Source organism: Parasphingomonas puruogangriensis, from assembly GCF_036663635.1.
In the GTDB taxonomy this organism is placed as follows: Bacteria; Pseudomonadota; Alphaproteobacteria; order Sphingomonadales; family Sphingomonadaceae; genus Sphingomonas.
The window spans coordinates 651712-669488 of the sequence record NZ_JAXOJI010000001.1 but is presented as its reverse complement, the minus strand read 5'-3'; the positions used below and the strand labels follow the sequence as shown (position 1 = coordinate 669488).

The 17777-nt window shown below is 64.9% G+C and carries 15 protein-coding genes; 9 read left to right on the top strand and 6 right to left on the bottom strand.

The genetic code is table 11. The annotated features are described in order from the left end of the window. The first annotated feature begins 80 nt into the window (after positions 1-80). The 6 genes from U1739_RS03400 (at position 81) to U1739_RS03375 (ending at position 8729) form a co-directional block, all read left to right on the top strand. On the top strand, positions 81-1331 hold the full coding sequence (locus U1739_RS03400; protein ID WP_332703981.1) for a lipoprotein-releasing ABC transporter permease subunit: 1251 nt from the start codon (positions 81-83) through the stop codon (positions 1329-1331). Positions 1332-1487: 156 nt separating this feature from the next. Continuing rightward, positions 1488-2159 carry an ABC transporter ATP-binding protein gene (locus tag U1739_RS03395; RefSeq protein WP_332703980.1) on the top strand — a complete coding sequence of 224 codons (672 nt, stop codon included), beginning with the start codon at positions 1488-1490 and terminating at the stop codon, positions 2157-2159. Next, on the top strand, positions 2156-2761 hold the full coding sequence (locus tag U1739_RS03390) for a GNAT family N-acetyltransferase (protein ID WP_332703978.1): 606 nt from the start codon (positions 2156-2158) through the stop codon (positions 2759-2761). Before U1739_RS03395 ends, U1739_RS03390 begins: the two co-directional genes overlap by 4 nt. Continuing rightward, a complete protein-coding gene (locus U1739_RS03385) occupies positions 2758-3237 on the top strand; it encodes a glutathione peroxidase (protein ID WP_332703974.1) in 480 nt (159 codons plus the stop codon). Before U1739_RS03390 ends, U1739_RS03385 begins: the two co-directional genes overlap by 4 nt. A 183-nt stretch (positions 3238-3420) precedes the next feature. Further along, on the top strand, positions 3421-6900 hold the full coding sequence (gene dnaE / locus U1739_RS03380; protein WP_332703972.1) for a DNA polymerase III subunit alpha: 3480 nt from the start codon (positions 3421-3423) through the stop codon (positions 6898-6900). A 257-nt stretch (positions 6901-7157) separates the two neighbouring features. Continuing rightward, positions 7158-8729 carry a long-chain fatty acid--CoA ligase gene (locus U1739_RS03375; RefSeq protein ID WP_332704857.1) on the top strand — a complete coding sequence of 524 codons (1572 nt, stop codon included), beginning with the start codon at positions 7158-7160 and terminating at the stop codon, positions 8727-8729. 21 nt (positions 8730-8750) lie between these two features. Here the strand turns inward: U1739_RS03375 and U1739_RS03370 are convergent, their stop codons facing one another. Beyond that, positions 8751-9275, bottom strand: coding sequence for a ferritin-like domain-containing protein (locus tag U1739_RS03370; protein WP_332703970.1), 525 nt, complete (start codon positions 9273-9275; stop codon positions 8751-8753). A gap of 198 nt (positions 9276-9473) precedes the next feature. Here U1739_RS03370 and U1739_RS03365 point away from each other — a divergent pair, with 198 nt between their 5' ends. Continuing rightward, positions 9474-10187 carry an EAL domain-containing protein gene (locus U1739_RS03365; RefSeq protein WP_332703968.1) on the top strand — a complete coding sequence of 238 codons (714 nt, stop codon included), beginning with the start codon at positions 9474-9476 and terminating at the stop codon, positions 10185-10187. A 13-nt stretch (positions 10188-10200) separates the two neighbouring features. On the opposite strand, the gene U1739_RS03360 is transcribed toward U1739_RS03365, so the two are convergent. From U1739_RS03360 to U1739_RS03340, 5 genes are all read right to left on the bottom strand, one after another. Beyond that, entirely contained in the window at positions 10201-11286 is a 1086-nt protein-coding gene (locus U1739_RS03360; RefSeq protein ID WP_332703966.1) for a PA0069 family radical SAM protein, read from the bottom strand. A gap of 59 nt (positions 11287-11345) precedes the next feature. Further along, positions 11346-11759, bottom strand: a complete 414-nt coding sequence (locus tag U1739_RS03355; protein ID WP_332703964.1) for a BLUF domain-containing protein — start codon at positions 11757-11759, stop codon at positions 11346-11348. 63 nt (positions 11760-11822) lie between these two features. Continuing rightward, complete coding sequence (gene moaB, locus U1739_RS03350) at positions 11823-12350, bottom strand: molybdenum cofactor biosynthesis protein B (protein WP_332703962.1); 528 nt, start codon at positions 12348-12350, stop codon at positions 11823-11825. After that, on the bottom strand, positions 12340-14097 hold the full coding sequence (locus tag U1739_RS03345; protein ID WP_443025500.1) for a lytic transglycosylase domain-containing protein: 1758 nt from the start codon (positions 14095-14097) through the stop codon (positions 12340-12342). The genes moaB and U1739_RS03345 overlap by 11 nt, the downstream gene beginning before the upstream one ends. A 23-nt stretch (positions 14098-14120) precedes the next feature. Beyond that, on the bottom strand, positions 14121-14855 hold the full coding sequence (locus U1739_RS03340) for a uracil-DNA glycosylase (protein WP_332703960.1): 735 nt from the start codon (positions 14853-14855) through the stop codon (positions 14121-14123). Positions 14856-14972: 117 nt separating this feature from the next. Between U1739_RS03340 and U1739_RS03335 the strand changes: the two genes are divergently transcribed. Further along, the gene (locus U1739_RS03335) at positions 14973-16631 is read left to right on the top strand and encodes an electron transfer flavoprotein-ubiquinone oxidoreductase (RefSeq protein ID WP_332703958.1); all 1659 of its coding nucleotides are present in this window, start codon (positions 14973-14975) and stop codon (positions 16629-16631) included. 241 nt (positions 16632-16872) lie between these two features. Further along, positions 16873-17697, top strand: coding sequence for a 4-(cytidine 5'-diphospho)-2-C-methyl-D-erythritol kinase (locus U1739_RS03330; RefSeq protein WP_332703956.1), 825 nt, complete (start codon positions 16873-16875; stop codon positions 17695-17697). Positions 17698-17777: the final 80 nt, after the last annotated feature.

The window sequence follows — 17777 nt, the reverse complement described above, 5'->3', positions numbered from 1 at the left end:
CAGCGCCTTAGTTGCCAGCGCCCGTACAGCGCCGTAGAGAAAGCGCGTCTCTCCTCGGGCACAAGCGTAACCATCCCTTTATGATCCTGTCCCGCTACGAACGCATGATCGCGCGCCGCTATCTGCTGCCCGGCAAGGGCGAGGCGTTCATCTTCCTCGTCGCCGGCATCAGCCTGGTCGCGGTGATGCTCGGTGTCGCCGCCTTGGTCATCGTGATGAGCGTGATGAACGGCTTTCGCGCCGAATTGTTCGACAAGATTGTCGGGCTGAACGGCCATGCCGTGGTGCAGGGTGTCGGCGGGCGACTTCCCGACTGGCGCGATATCGTCAAGACGGCCCAGGCCACCCCTGGCGTGACCAAGGCCACGCCGTTGATCGAACAACCGCTGATGACGACCTATAATGGTCGTGTCGAAGGCGTGTTGGTGCGCGGCATGCGTGTGGCGGACATTCGCAACAATGTGACGATCAATACCAAGCTGGTCGCCGGATCGCTCAACAGCCTGACCGCCAATAGCGGCACGATCGCGATCGGCTCTCGGCTGGCCGAGGCACTGGGCGCGGTGGTCGGCAGTCAGATTTCGCTGATCAGCCCGCAGGGTCAGACCTCGCCGTTCGGCACGGTGCCGCGCATTGTTTCCTATACGGTCGGCGCGATCTTCGAGATCGGCGTGTACGATTACGACAAATTGTACGTCATCATGCCGATGGAGGATGCTCAGACCTTGCTGTTGCTCGGCGACAATGTCGGCATGATCGAGTTGCAGACGACCAATGCCGATCGCGTCCAGACGATCCTCGCGCCGCTTGCCGACAAGCTGCAGGGCAGGGGCGTGATTGCCGATTGGCGGCAGATGAACGCGCAATTGTTCGAGGCGCTGGCGGTCGAGCGCGTGGCGATGTTTACCGTATTGTCGATCATCATCCTGGTCGCGGTGTTCAACATCCTCTCGTCGCTGATCATGCTGGTCCGCGCCAAGACGCGCGACATCGCCATCCTGCGCACGATGGGGGCCACGCGGGTGGGTCTTATCCGCATCTTCATGGTCGTCGGTACGACGATCGGCGCATTGGGCGTGCTTGCCGGGCTGCTGCTCGGCTTCGTCTTTCTGTTCTACCGGCAGGGCGTGGTCAATTTCGTCCAGCTCGTGACCGGCCAGAACTTGTGGGATCCCTCGATCCGCTATCTCACCGAATTGCCCTCCAAGACCGATCCGGTCGAAATCGTCGCGATCGCGCTGATGGCGCTGGTGTTCAGCTTCCTCGCCACGCTCTACCCTGCGTTCAAGGCGGCGAGCACCGATCCCGTTCAGGTACTGCGTTATGAATGATCACTTCAATTCCTCCCCGGAACGGGGAGGGGGACCATTCGCGTTCTTCACGCGAATGGTGGAGGGGGGGCTCCACGCACGCAACTGTAGCGTTGCCGGCACACCCCCTCCGTCATGCTTCGCATGCCACCTCCCCGTACCGGGGAGGAGTTTTTCATGACCGACATCCTCCGCGTCACCGGCCTACAGCGCAGTTTCGTCCAGGGCGACGTGACGATCGAAGTCCTGCGCGGCATCGATCTTACCGTCGGCCAGGGTGAGATCATCGCCTTGCTCGGTCCTTCGGGCTCGGGCAAATCCACGCTCCTGCAGGCCGTCGGGCTGCTCGAAGGCGGCTTTGCCGGCTCGATCGAGATCGCCGGCAAGGAAGCCGCCAAGCTCGACGCACATGGCCGCACATTGGTGCGCCGCGACCAGCTCGGCTTCGTCTATCAATTCCATCACCTGCTGCCCGATTTCAACGCCACGGAAAACGTCGTCCTGCCGCAGTTGATCAAGGACAAGAGTCGCGCCGAGGCCGATGAGCGCGCCGCGCAATTGCTTACCGCGCTGGGCCTGGGCCACCGCCTGACGCACCGACCGAGCCAGCTGTCCGGCGGTGAGCAGCAGCGCGTCGCCGTCGCCCGCGCGCTGGCCAACCGCCCCGCGCTGGTGCTGGCCGACGAACCGACCGGCAATCTCGACGAAGCCACCGCCGATATCGTGCTCGCCGAGTTCCTCCGCCTGGTCCGCGACGAAGGCTCCGCAGCGCTGGTCGCGACGCATAACGAGCGCATCGCCGCCAAGATGGACCGCGTCGTGCGGTTGCACGAGGGCCGCCTGGCATGAGCCTGTGGCGGAGCACGCCGACGTTGATCGGCCGTCACGTCACGCTCCGCCCGCTGCACGAAGACGACAAGGACGCGCTGGTCGCGGTCGCCGCGGCGGACGATCTGTGGGACACGTTCTACGCCAATGTCGCGCAGCTGAAGAACCCCGATGCGTTCATGGCGGCGACGCTGCGGGAACGCGACTATGGGCGCGCATTGCCGTTCGTCGTGCTCGATCCGGCAGGCACGATCATCGGCACGACACGCTTCATGCGCATGAGCGAGGCCAACCGCCGGCTTGAACTCGGCGGCACCTTCTACGCCAAGACGGTCCAGCGCACCGGCGTCAATACCGAGGCCAAGCTGCTGCTGCTCACGCACGCCTTCGAGGTGCTCGGCTGTCAATGCGTGCAGATCCGCACTGATTTCCTCAACAAGCGCTCGCAGGCCGCGATCGAGCGGCTTGGCGCCAAGCGCGATGGGATCCTGCGCGGTCATCAGCTGCTGCCCGACGGGCGATTGCGCGACAGCGTGGTCTATTCGATCCTCGCGCACGAATGGCCCGGCGTGCGCCAGAACCTCAACTTCCTGCTCGCCCGCCACGAAGGAACGCCTGCATGACCGCGATCACCGATATCACCGTCAAGAACGCCGACGGCAGCTCGGCCGATCTCTCGGCCTATGCTGGCAAGGTGCTGCTGATCGTCAACACCGCCTCGAAATGCGGCTTCACCCCGCAATATGAGGGCCTCGAAGCGTTGCACCGCGAGTATGCGGACCGAGGCTTCGAGGTGCTCGGCTTTCCGTGCAACCAGTTCGGAGGGCAGGAGCCGGGCGACGCGGCGGAGATCGCCAATTTCTGCTCGCTGACCTATGATGTGACCTTCCCGGTCTTTGCCAAGGTTGACGTCAACGGCGCCGATGCGGCGCCCCTGTTCGTCGAGCTCAAAAAGCAGGCACCCGGCCTGCTCGGCACAGAGGGGATCAAGTGGAACTTCACCAAATTCCTCGTCGGCAAGGACGGCCAGGTCGTTGAACGCTATGCCCCGACGACGAAGCCGGCGGACATCAAGGCGGACATCGAAAAACTGCTGTAGGCCCAGCCACAACCGTCATCCCAGCGAAAGCTGGGATCTCAAGCGGCTGGCAGCATTACAGAAGCCGCACCAGACCCCAGCTTTCGCTGGGGTGACGGGCAGGGGGCCCGGTAAGCCCATCTCCCACAAGAATTTTTGAGCAGGCGGTTACGCGAATCAAGCAAAGGCGGCATAGTCACACGCATGTCGCATTCCGCCTTCGTGCCGCTCCGTATCTTCTCCTCCTACACCATGCTGGACGGCGCGATCGAACCGAAGGCGATCGCCAAACGCGCCGCCGAACTCGGCTTCCCCGCCGCCGCGCTGACCGATCGCAACGGCCTGTACGCCGCCATGGCCTATTCCGATGCCTGCAAAGGTTCGGGCGTGCAGCCGATCATCGGCACCATGCTGGGCGTGTGCCGGCCCGACATGCCCGAGGGCATTGACGCCCCGCTCGATTGGCTCGCGCTCTATGCGCAGGACGAGACCGGCTATGACAATCTCTGCGAGCTGGTCAGCCAGGCCCATCTCGGCCGCCCGCTCGAACTCTCGCCGCATGTCAGCTTTGAGACGCTGGCCAAGCATGCCGACGGCCTGATCGCGCTCACCGCCGGCCGCGAAGGCGGGCTGACGCGGCTGCTCGCCGAAGGCCAGCTCGGTCGCGCGGAAGCCTATGCCGACCGGCTCGAAAGGCTGTTCCCCGACCGCCTCTATATCGAGCTCACCCGCCGGCTCGACGAGATCGAAGGCAAGGCCGAAGCGCCGCTGCTCGATCTCGCTTATGCCCGCAACCTGCCCCTGGTGGCCACCAACCCATGCTGCTTCGCCGACGAGGATTTCAGCGAGGCGCACGATGCGTTGCTGTGCATCGCCAACTCCACCTACATCGCCAGCGACGATCGCCCGCGCAGCTCGCCCGATGCCTGGATGAAGCCGGCCAAGGACATGCGCGCGCTGTTCGAGGATTTGCCCGAAGCGATCGCCAACACGCTCGTCGTGGCGCAGCGCTGCGCCGTTTCCGCGCCGTATCGCAAGCCGATCCTCCCGAGCCTCGCTGGCGACCGCGACGCCGAAGCGCTCGCGCTGCGCGCCGACGCGCATGCCGGGCTGACCGAGCGGCTCAAGAAGGGCCTCGCCCCCGACACGACCGAGGAGGATTACCGCAAGCGGCTCGATTTCGAGCTCGACGTGATCATCCAGATGGGCTTCCCCGGTTACTTCCTGATCGTCGCCGATTTCATCAAATGGGCCAAGGATCACGACATCCCGGTCGGCCCGGGCCGTGGCTCGGGCGCCGGCTCTGTCGTTGCCTGGTCGCTGACCATCACCGATCTCGATCCGATGAAACTCGGCCTTCTGTTCGAACGCTTCCTCAACCCGGAACGTGTGTCGATGCCGGATTTCGACATCGATTTCTGCGAAACGCGGCGCGAGGAAGTGATCCGCTACGTGCAGCAGAAATACGGCAGCGATCACGTCGCGCAGATCATCACCTTCGGGCGCCTGAAGGCCCGCGCCGTGCTCAAGGATACCGGCCGGGTGCTGCAGATGAGCTACGGCCAGATCGATCGCCTGGCCAAGCTCGTCCCCAGCCATCCGACCGATCCCTGGACGCTGGAGCGCACGCTCAACGGCGTCAGCGAATTCCACCACGAATATAAGTCGGACGCCAACGTCCGCCACCTGATCGATCTGGCGATGAAGCTGGAGGGCCTGCCGCGCCACAGCTCCACCCACGCCGCCGGCGTGGTGATCGGCGATCGCCCGTTGGCGCAGCTCGTGCCACTCTATCGCGATCCGCGCTCCGACATGCCCGTCACCCAGTTCGACATGAAATATGTCGAGGGCGCCGGGCTGGTGAAGTTCGATTTTCTCGGGCTGAAGACGCTGTCGGTGCTCAAGAAGGCGGTGCAATTGCTCGCCAAGCGCGGCATCACGGTCGATCTCGACGGGCTCGAATGGACCGACGAAAAGACCTTCAAGCTGATCCAGAGCGGCAACACCGTCGGCGTGTTCCAGATCGAGTCCGAGGGCATGCGCCGCACGCTCACGGCCGTGAAGCCGACCGTGTTCGAGGACATCATCGCGCTCAACGCTTTGTATCGCCCGGGCCCGATGGACAACATCCCGATGTTCGGGCGGCGCAAGAATGGCGACGAGCCGATCGAATATCCGCACCCGCTGCTGGAGGGTATCCTCAAGGAAACCTACGGCATCTTCGTGTACCAGGAACAGGTCATGCAGGCGGCGCAGATCCTCGCCGGCTACAGCCTGGGCGGCGCCGATCTGCTGCGCCGCGCGATGGGCAAGAAGATCCAGAAGGAGATGGACGACCAGCGCGCTACCTTCGTCGAGGGCTGCGCGGCGGCGCATAATATCGGGCCAGCCAAGGCCAACGAACTGTTCGACTTGATCGACAAGTTCGCCGGCTACGGCTTCAACAAGAGTCACTCGGCGGCTTACGCGCTGCTGACCTATCAGACCGCCTATCTGAAAGCGCATTACCCCCACGAATTCTTCGCAGCCTCGATGTGCTACGACCTGCATCTGACGGATAAATTGGCCATTTTCGCCGACGACATGCGGCGCTTGGGCGTCGCCTGCGTCCCGCCGTGCGTCAACAATAGCGAGGCGGAATTTAGCGTCGAGGCGACCGAGGATGGCCTGGCCGTCCGCTTCGCGCTGGCCGCGTTGAAGGGCGTCGGCGAAGGGGCGATGGAGAAGCTCGTCATCGAGCGCAAGCAGAACGGCTATTTCGCCAGCATCGACGATTTCGCCCGCCGCGTCGATCCGCGCCTGCTCAACAAGCGCCAGCTGGAAGGGCTGGCCGGGGCCGGCGCGTTCGACGGCATGAATGACAATCGCGCCGGCATCTTCGCTGTCGCCGAGACACTGCTCGCCACTGCGTCGCGCACGCAGGAGATGAAGGCCAGCGGGCAGGGCGGTCTGTTCGGCGGCGACGAAGCAGCCGAGCCCGATATCAAGCTGCCGCTCAGCGCGCGCTGGACCATGGCGCAGCGCATGGAGCAGGAGAAGGAAGCGTTCGGCTTCTATTTTTCCGCGCATCCGGTCGATCGCCACGCCCATCTCGCCCGCGCGCATGGCGTCCGCCAATTCTCCGCGCTCGCCGATCTGCAGATCCCCGACGACGGCACGCGGGCCGGCGCGACCATGGCGGCGCTGGTCGAGGATGCCCGCTGGCGCACGTCGGCGCGTGGGAAACGCTATATGATGGCGACCCTGTCCGATCCGTCGGGCCAGTTCGTCGCCACCTGCTTCGACGACAATGTCGCCGCCGATCTCGAGGAGGCCGCGCGCAATGGCGGCTGCGGCGTGCTGACCGTCGAACTCGATCGTCGCCCGGGTGAGGATACGCCGCGCGTCAGCGTCAAGCGTATCCAGCCGTTCGAGCAACTCGCCAGCCTGGCGCGCTTCAATCTGGTCGCCGACGTGCACAGCATCGCCGCGATGCGCCAGCTTGCCGACTTGCTCTCCACGCACCGCGGCGCGCGCGGCGAGGTATGGGTCAACGCCGCGCTACCCGACGGCCGCGCCGCCCGCTTGCTGCTGGGGCGCGATTTCCTGCTCGACGGCGAACTCGCCGGACAGATTGAGAGCCTGCAGGATGTGGATAACGTGGCACTGAAACCGGCGGAGACACGGCTGGCGCTGGTCGGCTGACGCGGCCTCGATACTAAACACAAGCATTTGCCACCGCCGTCACCCCAGCGAAAGCTGGGGTCTCCTGCGGCTCGCGTCCGCTGCGAGCCGCATAAGATCCCAGCTTTCGCTGGGATGACGTGGCAATGCGCGCGACAGGTCTGTCCCGCTGACCGAAGCACTTCGTTACAGTCGCGGGATTGCCCCGCGCGTCTCCGTCATTATGCTGGTGCGATAACCGCACGATAGCGGATGAGGAGAGCGACGTGCTGGGTGGAATGCAGGATTTCGAACTACGCGTCCCCCGGCTGCTCGACCATGCCGCCCGCGAACACGCCGGCCGCGAAATCGTCAGCCATTGGGCCGACGGCAGCGAGACCCGCACGAACTGGGCCGGCATCGCGCGAGACTCGAAAAAGCTCGCCCAGGCGCTCGAAAAGCTCGGCATCGTCGCAGGCGACCGTGTCGCGACCTTGGCGATGAACCATCATCGCCACCTGGTCGCCTGGTACGGTACGATCGGCATGGGCGGCGTCGTCCACACGATCAATCCCCGCCTGTTCGACGAACAGCTCGTCTATATTGCCAACCACGCCGCGGACCGCGTCCTGCTCTACGACAAGCTGTTCCAGCCGATCGTCGATCGCCTCAAAGCGCAATGGACCAGCATCGAACATTATATCTGTTTCGATGACGGTGCATTCGAGTCCCTGCTCGACGCCGAGACCGGCACCTACACTTGGGTCGAAGGCGGCGAGCGCGAGCCGTGCATGCTGTGCTACACCAGCGGCACCACCGGCCATCCCAAGGGCGTGCTCTATACGCACCGCTCGACCCTGCTCCACGCCATGCACGCTTGCTCCCCGTCGGTGATGACGCTCAGCGCGCGCACCACGATGCTGCCGATCGTGCCGCTATTCCATGCCGCCGCCTGGGGTCTGTGCTTCGCGGCGCCGCTGGCCGGCTGCAAAATGGTGTTCAGCCAGGTCAACGATGCCGCGGTCCTGTGCGGGCTGATGAACCGCGAACGCGTGACCTTGGCCAGCGGCGTGCCGACCGTGTGGCTGGCGCTGTTCCAGCATATCGACGCCACCGGCGAGCGCCCCGCCACCGTCGAACAGATCACCGTCGGCGGCTCGGCCGCCCCCCGCGCGATGATCGCGCGCTTCCTCGATATGGGCATCAAGGTCATCCACTTATGGGGCATGACCGAAACCTCGCCCGTCGCCACTGCCGCCACGCCGCCGCCCGAATGGGACGCGATGAACCGCGAGGCGCAACTCGACATGCTGCAACGCCAGGGCAGCATCCCGTTCGGCATCGAACTGCGGGTGATCGACGACGCGGATCGCGAACAGCCGCGCGACGGACTATCCTCCGGCCGTCTGCAGGTCCGCGGCCCGTGGATCGTGCAGCGCTATTTCGGCGCGCCCGAAGATGCGGTCGATGCCGACAATTGGTTCGATACCGGCGATGTCGCCGTGCTCCACACCGATGGCACGATGCAGATCACCGATCGCGCCAAGGACGTGATCAAATCCGGCGGCGAATGGATCAGCTCGGTCGAGCTCGAGAACGCCGCCGTCGGTTGCCCGGGGGTCGGGGAGGCCGCGGCGATCGGCATCTATCATCCCAAATGGGATGAGCGCCCCTTGCTGCTCGTCGTGCGCAAGCCGGACAGCCAAGTCACGCCGGCCGAGATCATCGCGCATCTCGGCAACCACGTCGCCAAATGGTGGTTGCCCGACGATATCCTGTTCGTCGAAAGCCTGCCGCACACCGCCACCGGCAAATTGCTCAAGACCGAACTGCGCGCGCGCTACAAGGATCACAAGCCGGCGGCGGTCTGACGCCACCGGCTTGTCGGTCGATCAATGGCTGGCGGTTTCGCCGGCCTCGCGGCGGCCGATATATTTGGTGGTTAGCGCCGGCAGGCTTTCCAGCACCCACGTGGCCATGCGCTGCTCTTCGCTCAGCGATAGTTCGAGCGGCGCGGCCAGATTGCCCACGCCGGCCGCCTCGGCCATGGTCAGCAGCGAGGTATAGGCAGCGATCTCGAAATTCTCGAAGGCGTAATTGGCGAAGCTGTTCTTGAGGATCTCGTCCGGCGCCGGAATGTGCGCGATCGCCGCCATATTGCCGGCAATGCTCAGGAAAATGTCCTTGAGCTTGGCCGGATCGCTATCGAATTCCGCCAGGATCGCGTCGACGCGCTTGATCTGCTCCTCGGTTTCGCCGCGATGCTTGCGCAGCATGTCCGACACTTCGGGATAGTTTTCGAGGTGATCGAGCTGCCGGTCGATCAGCGCTAACGCCTGGTTTTCCACACCGTGGATATTCTGCAGCCCGGTGATGAACAGGGACTGCGTCACGTCGTTGCTGTTAGCCGTGGCCATGATTCGTCTCCAAATGATCGAGTATCATGGCAACGAGTGAAGCCCGTCCCGGTTCACGACGGATCCGAACAATATCGCCGAACAACATAAGTTAGGTACGATCCGTTAAGTCTTGAGTCGTATAAGTGCTTGATGACAAACCGTTCCTCCCCCTGCGCCGGGTGCCGAGACGGCGCTGCGCTCGATTTCGCCCTATCCATGGCGTTTCAACCGATCGTCGATATGACGACGGGCCGGCCCTGGGCCTATGAGGCGCTGGTGCGCGGTGCCGATGGGGCCTCGGCCGCGTCGGTCCTGGGGCAGGTTACCGACGATAATCGCTATGCCTTCGATCAGCGCTGCCGGGTCGCCGCAATCGAACGCTCGGTCGCCGCCGGCATCCTCGATAGCGGCGCGCTGCTCTCGATCAACTTCCTGCCCAATGCGGTCTATTCGCCCGCGGCCTGTATTCAGCTGACCCTGCGCACCGCCGCGGCGACCGGGCTGCCGCTCGACCGGCTGATGTTCGAATTCACCGAAAATGAGCGGATGGTCGATCCCGAGCATGTCCAGAATATCGTCGATTCCTATCGTGCGATGGGCTTCACCACCGCGATCGACGATTTCGGCGCCGGCCATGCCGGGCTCAGTCTGCTGGCGCGCTTCCAACCCGACGTGATCAAGCTCGATATGGATCTGCTGCGCGGGATCGACGCCAGCATGCCGCGCCGCATGATCGTCGAATCCGTCGTCGGCCTCTGCGCGCGACTTGGTATCCGTCTCGTCGCCGAGGGGATCGAAACCCGTGCCGAGCTGGATGCAGTGCGCTCGATCGGCATCGACCTCGTCCAGGGCTATCTGCTCGCCAAACCGGCGTTCGAACGACTGCCGGCGATCGACATGCCCGTCGCTGCGTCGGCTCGTGCCGCTTGACCCATCCCGCCGGTTAGAAAAGTTCCCCCTGCGGCCCCGCCGGCGGCCGAAACAGATCGCTTCGCACCGCCAAGCGCTCGCCGGTGAAGCCGGCTTTGCGGCAAGCAATCTGGAAACGCGTGCGCAACAATTCCGCCCATGGCCCCTGTCCGCGCATCCGCGTGTGGAAATTCGGATCATTGTCCCGCCCGCCGCGCAACTCGCGGATCACCGCCATCACCTTCCCCGCGCGATCGGGAAAATGCGTGTCCAGCCAGGCCCGAAACAGCGGCGCCACCTCATGCGGCAACCGCACGGGTAGGAAGAACGCCGATCGCGCGCCGGCCATCGCTGCCTGTTCGATGATCTGTTCGAGCTCGTGATCGGTGATCCCGGGAATCACCGGCGCGATCGATACATAGGTCGGGATGCCTGCCTCGCTCAGCTTGCGCACCGCTGCCAGCCGCCGGGCAGGGGAGGGCGCGCGCGGTTCCAGCGTCATGGCGAGGCGCGGCTCGAGCGTGGTGATCGACATCGCCACCGCCGCCAGCCCTTTTGCCGCCATCGGTGCCAACAGATCGATATCGCGCGTCACGCGGTCCGATTTGGTGGTGATGGTCAGCGGATGATCGAACTCGGCCAACACTTGGATGCAGGACCGGGTGATGCGCCAGTCGCTTTCGATCGGCTGATACGGGTCGGTGTTGGTCCCGAACGCGATCGGCCGCGCCACATAACCCTTCTTGGCCAGCTCGACACGCAGCAGGTCGGCAGCATTTGGCTTGGCGAACAGCCGGCTTTCAAAATCCAGCCCTGGCGACAGATCGTGATAGGCGTGGCTCGGCCGGGCGAAGCAATAGATGCAGCCATGCTCGCACCCGCGATAGGGATTGATCGAGCGATCGAAGCCGATATCCGGCGACGCATTGCGCGAGATGATCGTCCGCGCCGTCTCTACCGTCACGGTGGTGCGCAGCTTGGGCGCCGGCCCGTCCAGCTCCTCGCGCGCATCGAGCCAGTCGCCGTCCGCCGCGCGATCGGGCAAGCCGAAGCGGCTGCTCTCCTGGTTGAGCGTTGCGCCACGCTGCGTACGGGCGCCGGAGGGGCGGGAGCCGACCATTGCCGATCGATAGCATGCCATAGGGAACATAACAAGAACGACGCGCGGCTCGCAGCGGCTCAGCCAGGCAGATCGTCCTGCATGACCTCGGCAGCGATCCGTTCGAATACCCGCTGCAATGCCAATGGCCCGGCGTCACGGACTGCACCCTGCGCGACCTCATCGACCGACCAAAGCCAGGATCGCGCCGGATCGTGCAGCATTGCCCAGGCCGAGAATAGCCGATCGGGGACCTCCGCCCGACTAAGCAAGGTGACGGCCAGATGCCGATCGTCGATCGAGATCCGCTGGTATAATGCGTCGATCGCCGCCGCATCGCCTTCGAGCAACTGCAGGTAGATGTCTTGGCGGCAGATCAGCGCACCGGTAATCGCGTGGCGCGGATTGTTGCGGCGGGCGGCTGCTAGGATTCCCGCCAGCATCGCGCTGTCATAGCCGAACGGCTGCGACATATAGATCAATTGCGTCACCATGGTCGCTCTCCCCCACCTCCGAAAGGCTACGCTATTCGTCGCGCGGGGAACAGCGCTTCCCGCTCAGCGCTCCATGAGCCGCGGCATCAGCTCGACGAAATTGCACGGTTTGAACCGGCTATCCAATTGATGAACCAGGATCCCGTCCCACCCATCCTTCACCGCGCCGGTCGAGCCGGGCAGCGCGAAGATATAGGTGCCACGCGTCACGCAGGCGCAGGCGCGCGACTGGATCGTCGACGTGCCGATGGTCTGGAAGCTGAGCCAGCGGAACAGTTCACCGAAGCCCGGAATCGCCTTGTCCTGGATCTGCTCGATCGCCTCGGGCGTCACGTCGCGCCCGGTGACGCCGGTGCCGCCGGTGGTGATCACGCAATCGACCTGGTCGTCGTCGATCCAGCGGTGCAGCTTGCTGACGATCGCCGGCACGTCGTCGGTGACGATCGAGCGGTCCGCCAGCACATGCCCGGCCGCGGTCAGCCGATCGACCAGCGCCTGGCCAGACCGATCGTCGGCCAGCCGACGACTGTCGGAAATGGTCAGGACGGCAATACGGACGGGCTTGAACGCCGCGCCCTCGTCAATTGGCACTGAGGATCACACCCTTCGGGGCTGCGGTAAGCCGTACGCTGCTGGCGCCTGCCATGCCGGGGAAGCGCGGCCACAGGCCCTGCGCCAGCGCAGTGCGGCTCGGCGATGCCGGCTTGCCGCTCTGGCTCTCGTACATCCAGTAATTGCGCAGCACGGTGCTGACATAGCCGCGCGTCTCCCAATAGGGGATCGACTCAATATATAGCAACGGATCGCCACCATCGCGCGACAGCGCGTTCCACAATTGCACCGGCGCCGGCCCGGCATTGTAGGCCGCGATGACCTTGGGCAGCAGCCCGCCGGTCAGTGGCAGATCGCGCAATTGCTCGAGATAGCTCTGCCCGACTTCCATATTGACCGAGGGCCGCGACAGCATCGTGCGATCGTACAGCCGGCCATGTTTGCGCGCGATATCGGTCGCCGCGGCGGGCATCACCTGCATCAGGCCGTAAGCGCCGGCCGGGCTCACCACATCGGTGCGGAAGCGCGATTCCTGCAGCGTGTGGGCATAGACCAACGCCTTATCGACGCGCCAGCCGCCGTCCGGCGTCCAGTTCGGCGCCGGATAGCGCGCCGCGACCGAGGTCGTCGCGCCAACCGGGCCGTTATAGGACAGCCACACCGTCGTGCTGGGCAGGTTGAAGCTGTTCGACAGCCGTACCAAAGCGGGGAATTCCTGCGGGCTGCCGAGCTTGGCCTCCTGCTTGATCACTTCGTCGGCCAGATTGTTCTCGCCGATCTCCACCAGCGCGGCGGCGACACGCACATTGGGGCGCCGCGCAAGCGTCTGCCAATCGCTGGCGACATATTTGTCCGGTTTCGGCGTCACGTCGCGGATGCCCAGTGCCTGGCGCGCGAGCAGCCCGTAGAACGTTTCGCGATACTGCGCCGCGCTCTTCAGTCGTGCCTCGATCCGGTCGGGCCGCGCGCACGCCATGTCGGCGCGCGCTGCCCAATATAGGCCGGCGGAGCGCAATTCGATGTCGCCGGCCCGCGCCGAGACGCGCTCGAACGCCTGGCCCGCCGCGGTGCAATCCTTCTGCCGCCACGCCGCCAGCGCATTGACCCAGTCGCCCTGGATCGCCCAGTCGCCCGAGCCCTGCGCCGCCTTCGACGCCATGTCCCGCGCGGACCGATCATTACCCTGCAGATAATAGATCCACGATACCTTCTGCTGCCACTCGGTCAGCGCCTCCGGCGTCAGGCCGACGGTCGACTCGAGCAGTGCCTGGGCCGATGCGCCATCATCCGCCTTGACGAAAGGATGCATCTTGATCGCCAGTTCGGCGCTCGACAGGTCGCTCTTGATGCTCTTGGCGCGCAACCGTACCGGCGCGCCGCCCAACCAGGTCAGCCGATTGGCCTCCGGCAGCGGCGGCAGGTCGACCCCGCCGCGCGACTTGGCCATGGCATAGATTTGCGTCGCCTGTGGCAGTTCCGGCGCCTCGGCGAGCAGCTTCAGCAGCGGATCGAGATCGGCCTTGGGCGAACCCTTGGCGGTGAGCATTTCCGCGCGGGCGATGGCGTGCAGCGGGCCCGGCTTCATCGAATCGAGCTGCAATTGCGCATCGAGCCAGCGCTGGTCGCGGATCGCGGCGAACACCGTGCGATAGCCGTCGCGCTGCCCAGTATCGAGTTGATCGGGAATGCCGTCCGCGCGCGGCGCCTCATAGGGTGCAGCCGCCGGAACGGGGGCGGGGGCCGCGGTGCCGGCGGCCATGGCGCCGCCCAGCGGGATCACGGCCATCACCCCGGCCAGAAATACGTTTCTCACGATTCCAATCCCTCGATCAGCATCTGCAAGTCTTTCCATGCTTCGGCCTTGGCGGCGGGTTTTTCGAGCAGGAAGCGGGGATGAAAGCTCGCCACCGCTTCGATCTCTGCCGCTATCGTGCCAGCTTTAAGGTTAAGCGAGTGTAAACTACCACGAACCCGCATCGCATCCGCCCCGAGCAGCGCACGGCTCGGCGCATTGCCCATCAGCAGCACGCGTTTGGCGCCGGTCAGCGCGACATGATGCTGCGCCAGTTCGTGCAGCCGCGCTTCCATCTCCGGCGCGACACGGCCCGCCGCCGGCCGCTTGGTGCACACGGCCGCCAGATAGATCGTTTCGCGCGTCCGGCCGATCGCGGCCAGCATGCGATCGAACAATTTGCCCGCGGCACCGCTCAACAGCATGCCGCTGTCGGCATCCTCGCGCTCGGGCATGTCGATCAGGATCATGATCGGCGACGCCGGATCGCCCTGCGCGACGATCCCCGGACCATGCCAGGTCGCTTCGGGCACGTCCGCGCCGGCGCGCCAGATCGCAAAGTCGGCCGCCGTCTCGGGCAAGGCCACCGGTGCGGCGACGGTGGCGACGGTCGTTACGCTGGCGGCAGCGGCCGGCCGGGCCAGCCAGTTGCGCGGTTCCTCGTCGATAATGATGTCGACGCCGGCATCCTGCCACCACGCAATCGCGCTCGCAGCGGCTTGATTCCAGTCGTAATTCTGATCGGCCCCCATATATCCCTATAGGAGACATGTTGACGCGAAGGTCAACTTACTGGCACCGCAACTTGGACGGGGCGTTGCTGCCACGCGACGAGAGCGCGCGGGCATGGTCCTTGATGGAGACGAAGAGTGAGCGAACGCGAATCCATGCCCTATGACGTCGTGATCGTCGGCGCTGGGCCCGCCGGCCTTTCCGCGGCGATCCGCATCAAACAGGCCGCGGCGGCAAAAGAGGCCGACATCTCCGTCTGCGTGCTCGAAAAGGGTTCGGAAGTCGGCGCGCACATCCTGTCCGGCGCGGTGATCGATCCCAAATCGCTCGACGAATTGCTGCCCTCCTGGCGCGATGATGGCTGCCCGCTCGCTGAAGTGCCGGTGAACGACAACCAGCATTGGATCCTGACCAAAAGCAAGCAGTACAGCATGCCGCATATCGCCACCCCCGGCTTCATGCATAATAAGGGCACCTATACCGGCAGCCTGGGCAATCTGTGCCGCTGGCTCGCCACCCAGGCGGAAGAACTCGGCGTCGAGATCTTCCCTGGTTTCGCCGCGGCCGAAGTGCTGTTCAACGAAGATGGCTCGGTCAAGGGCGTCGCCACCGGCGACATGGGCGTCGCGCGCGATGGCACGCACAAGCCGGATTATACGCCGGGGCTCGAACTCCATGCGAAATATACCTTCTTCAGCGAAGGCGTGCGCGGGCATCTGTCGAAGGAATTGATCCGCACGTTTGATCTCGCCAAGGACGCCGAACCGCAGGTTTACGGCCTCGGCGTCAAGGAATTGTGGGATATCGATCCCGCGCTGCATGCGCCGGGTCGCGTGATCCACACGCAGGGCTGGCCGCTCAGCGAAACCGGCTCGAACGGCGGCGGCTGGATCTACCACCAGGCCAATGGCCAGGTGTCGATCGGCTTCGTCACTTGGCTGAGCTATTCCAATCCCTATCTCTCCCCGTTCCAGGAAATGCAGCGCTGGAAGACCCACCCGCAGGTCGCCGCCTTGCTCAAGGGCGCCAAGCGCGTCAGCTATGGCGCGCGCGCGATCAGCGATGGCGGGCTGCAGTCGATCCCCAAGCTGGTCTTCCCCGGCGGCGCGCTGATCGGCGACAGCGCCGGTTTCCTCAACGTGCCGCGGATCAAGGGCACGCACACCGCGATGAAGTCCGGCATGATGGCCGCCGAGGCCGCGGTCGACGCCGTGATGTCGCAGCGCCAGCATGACGAGCTCGTCGCCTATCCGGCGGCGTTCGATGAGAGCTGGGTGAAGAAGGAATTGTCCGTCGTCCGCAACGTGCTGCCGATCGTCGAGAAGTTCGGCGCCTTGCTCGGCACGCCGCTCGCCGGCATCAACATGTGGCTGGAAAGCTTCGGCATCAAATTGCCCTTCACCATGAAGCACCATGCCGATCACAAGAGCCTGTGGCGCAAGGACATGGTCAAGAAGATCGACTATCCCAAGCCGGACGGCGTGCTGACCTTCGATCGACTGTCCTCGGTGTTCATTTCCAACACCAATCACGAGGAGGACCAGCCGGTCCATCTGACGCTGAAGGATCCCACTATCCCGGTCGAATACGACCTGCCGATGTATGACGAGCCGGCGCAGCGTTACTGCCCGGCCGGCGTGTACGAGATCGTCGGCGAGGAGGAGGGTAATCCCAAGTTCGTGATCAACGCGCAGAATTGCGTCCATTGCAAGACCTGCGACATCAAGGATCCGACGCAGAACATCAATTGGGTGGTGCCGGAGGGCGGCGGCGGGCCGAACTATCCGAATATGTAACGCGCCGGCCAAGACGCAACGAAGTTGCGTCGCGGCTCAAGGCGCGTCCGGTCGGCGGCGCCCAAGCGCCGACCGACGACGCGGCTTCGCCGCGGCGCGCTTTCCTCTCCCACCGCTTCCCCGGCGAAGGCCGGGGCCCAGTCGCGAAGGTTGAAATAACTGTGCGCAGCGCCCGCCAACCATCGTTCCACGACTGGGCTCCGGCCTGCGCCGGGGAAGCGCTGAACAGGGGAGTTTGCGCATGACTGCCGAACCGGCCCCCGCCAAGATCAACCTCGCACTGCACGTTCGCCGCCGCCGCGCCGACGGCTATCACGAGCTAGAGACGCTGTTCGCTTTCCTCCGCCACGGCGACGAAATCCGCCTCGAACCGGGCCAGCCCAGCTTCCACATCGACGGGCCCTTCGCCGCTGGCCTCGATCCCAAGGCCGACAATCTCGTCACAGCCGCCGCCAGCATCTTCGCGCAACGCTTTGCCATAGAACAAGATTACGCCATCACGCTGACCAAGAACCTGCCCATCGCCTCGGGCATCGGCGGTGGCTCGGCCGACGCCGCCGCCACACTCCGCGCGCTTGCCCGCCTCAACCACATCCAGCTCGACAATCCGATCCTGTTCGCCTGCGCCGATACACTCGGCTCAGACGTTCGCGCCTGCCTATACGGCCGCAGCGCCGTCGGCACGGGCAGGGGGGAGCGACTCCAGCCGCTGGACGGCCTGACCGACATCCCGGTCCTGCTGGTCAATCCGCGCGTCGCCGTCTCCACCGCCGCCGTGTTCCAGCGCTGGGACGGCGTCGACCGCGGTCCGATCAGCGACGGCCCGCTGCTCGATCGCGCGCTGGCGGGGCGCAACGACCTCGAGCCGCCCGCACGCACGCTTGCCCCTGTGATCGGCGCAGTGATCGACCGACTCACCATGACCGATCCGCTCCTGACGCGCATGTCGGGCTCGGGCGCGACCTGCTTCGCGCTATATGCCAGTGCGGCCGAGCGCAGTACCGCCGCCGCTGCCATCCGCGCCGCAAATCCAGCCTGGTGGTGTCTCGAATCGACACTCGCGTAACAGTCAAACGCCCCGTTACGGGACAGTCGGATCAGGTCCTGGCGATCAAACCGCAGAAATCCGCCACTGGCCCCATCCTT

Coding starts and splice junctions, on each gene's coding strand:
- U1739_RS03400 (WP_332703981.1), top strand. CDS start 81: ATGATCCTGTCCCGCTACGAACGCATGATCGCGCGCCGCTATCTGCTG.
- U1739_RS03395 (WP_332703980.1), top strand. CDS start 1,488: ATGACCGACATCCTCCGCGTCACCGGCCTACAGCGCAGTTTCGTCCAG.
- U1739_RS03390 (WP_332703978.1), top strand. CDS start 2,156: ATGAGCCTGTGGCGGAGCACGCCGACGTTGATCGGCCGTCACGTCACG.
- U1739_RS03385 (WP_332703974.1), top strand. CDS start 2,758: ATGACCGCGATCACCGATATCACCGTCAAGAACGCCGACGGCAGCTCG.
- dnaE (WP_332703972.1), top strand. CDS start 3,421: ATGTCGCATTCCGCCTTCGTGCCGCTCCGTATCTTCTCCTCCTACACC.
- U1739_RS03375 (WP_332704857.1), top strand. CDS start 7,158: ATGCAGGATTTCGAACTACGCGTCCCCCGGCTGCTCGACCATGCCGCC.
- U1739_RS03370 (WP_332703970.1), bottom strand. CDS start 9,275: ATGGCCACGGCTAACAGCAACGACGTGACGCAGTCCCTGTTCATCACC.
- U1739_RS03365 (WP_332703968.1), top strand. CDS start 9,474: ATGGCGTTTCAACCGATCGTCGATATGACGACGGGCCGGCCCTGGGCC.
- U1739_RS03360 (WP_332703966.1), bottom strand. CDS start 11,286: ATGGTCGGCTCCCGCCCCTCCGGCGCCCGTACGCAGCGTGGCGCAACG.
- U1739_RS03355 (WP_332703964.1), bottom strand. CDS start 11,759: ATGGTGACGCAATTGATCTATATGTCGCAGCCGTTCGGCTATGACAGC.
- U1739_RS03345 (WP_443025500.1), bottom strand. CDS start 14,097: ATGGCCGTGATCCCGCTGGGCGGCGCCATGGCCGCCGGCACCGCGGCC.
- U1739_RS03340 (WP_332703960.1), bottom strand. CDS start 14,855: ATGGGGGCCGATCAGAATTACGACTGGAATCAAGCCGCTGCGAGCGCG.
- U1739_RS03330 (WP_332703956.1), top strand. CDS start 16,873: ATGACTGCCGAACCGGCCCCCGCCAAGATCAACCTCGCACTGCACGTT.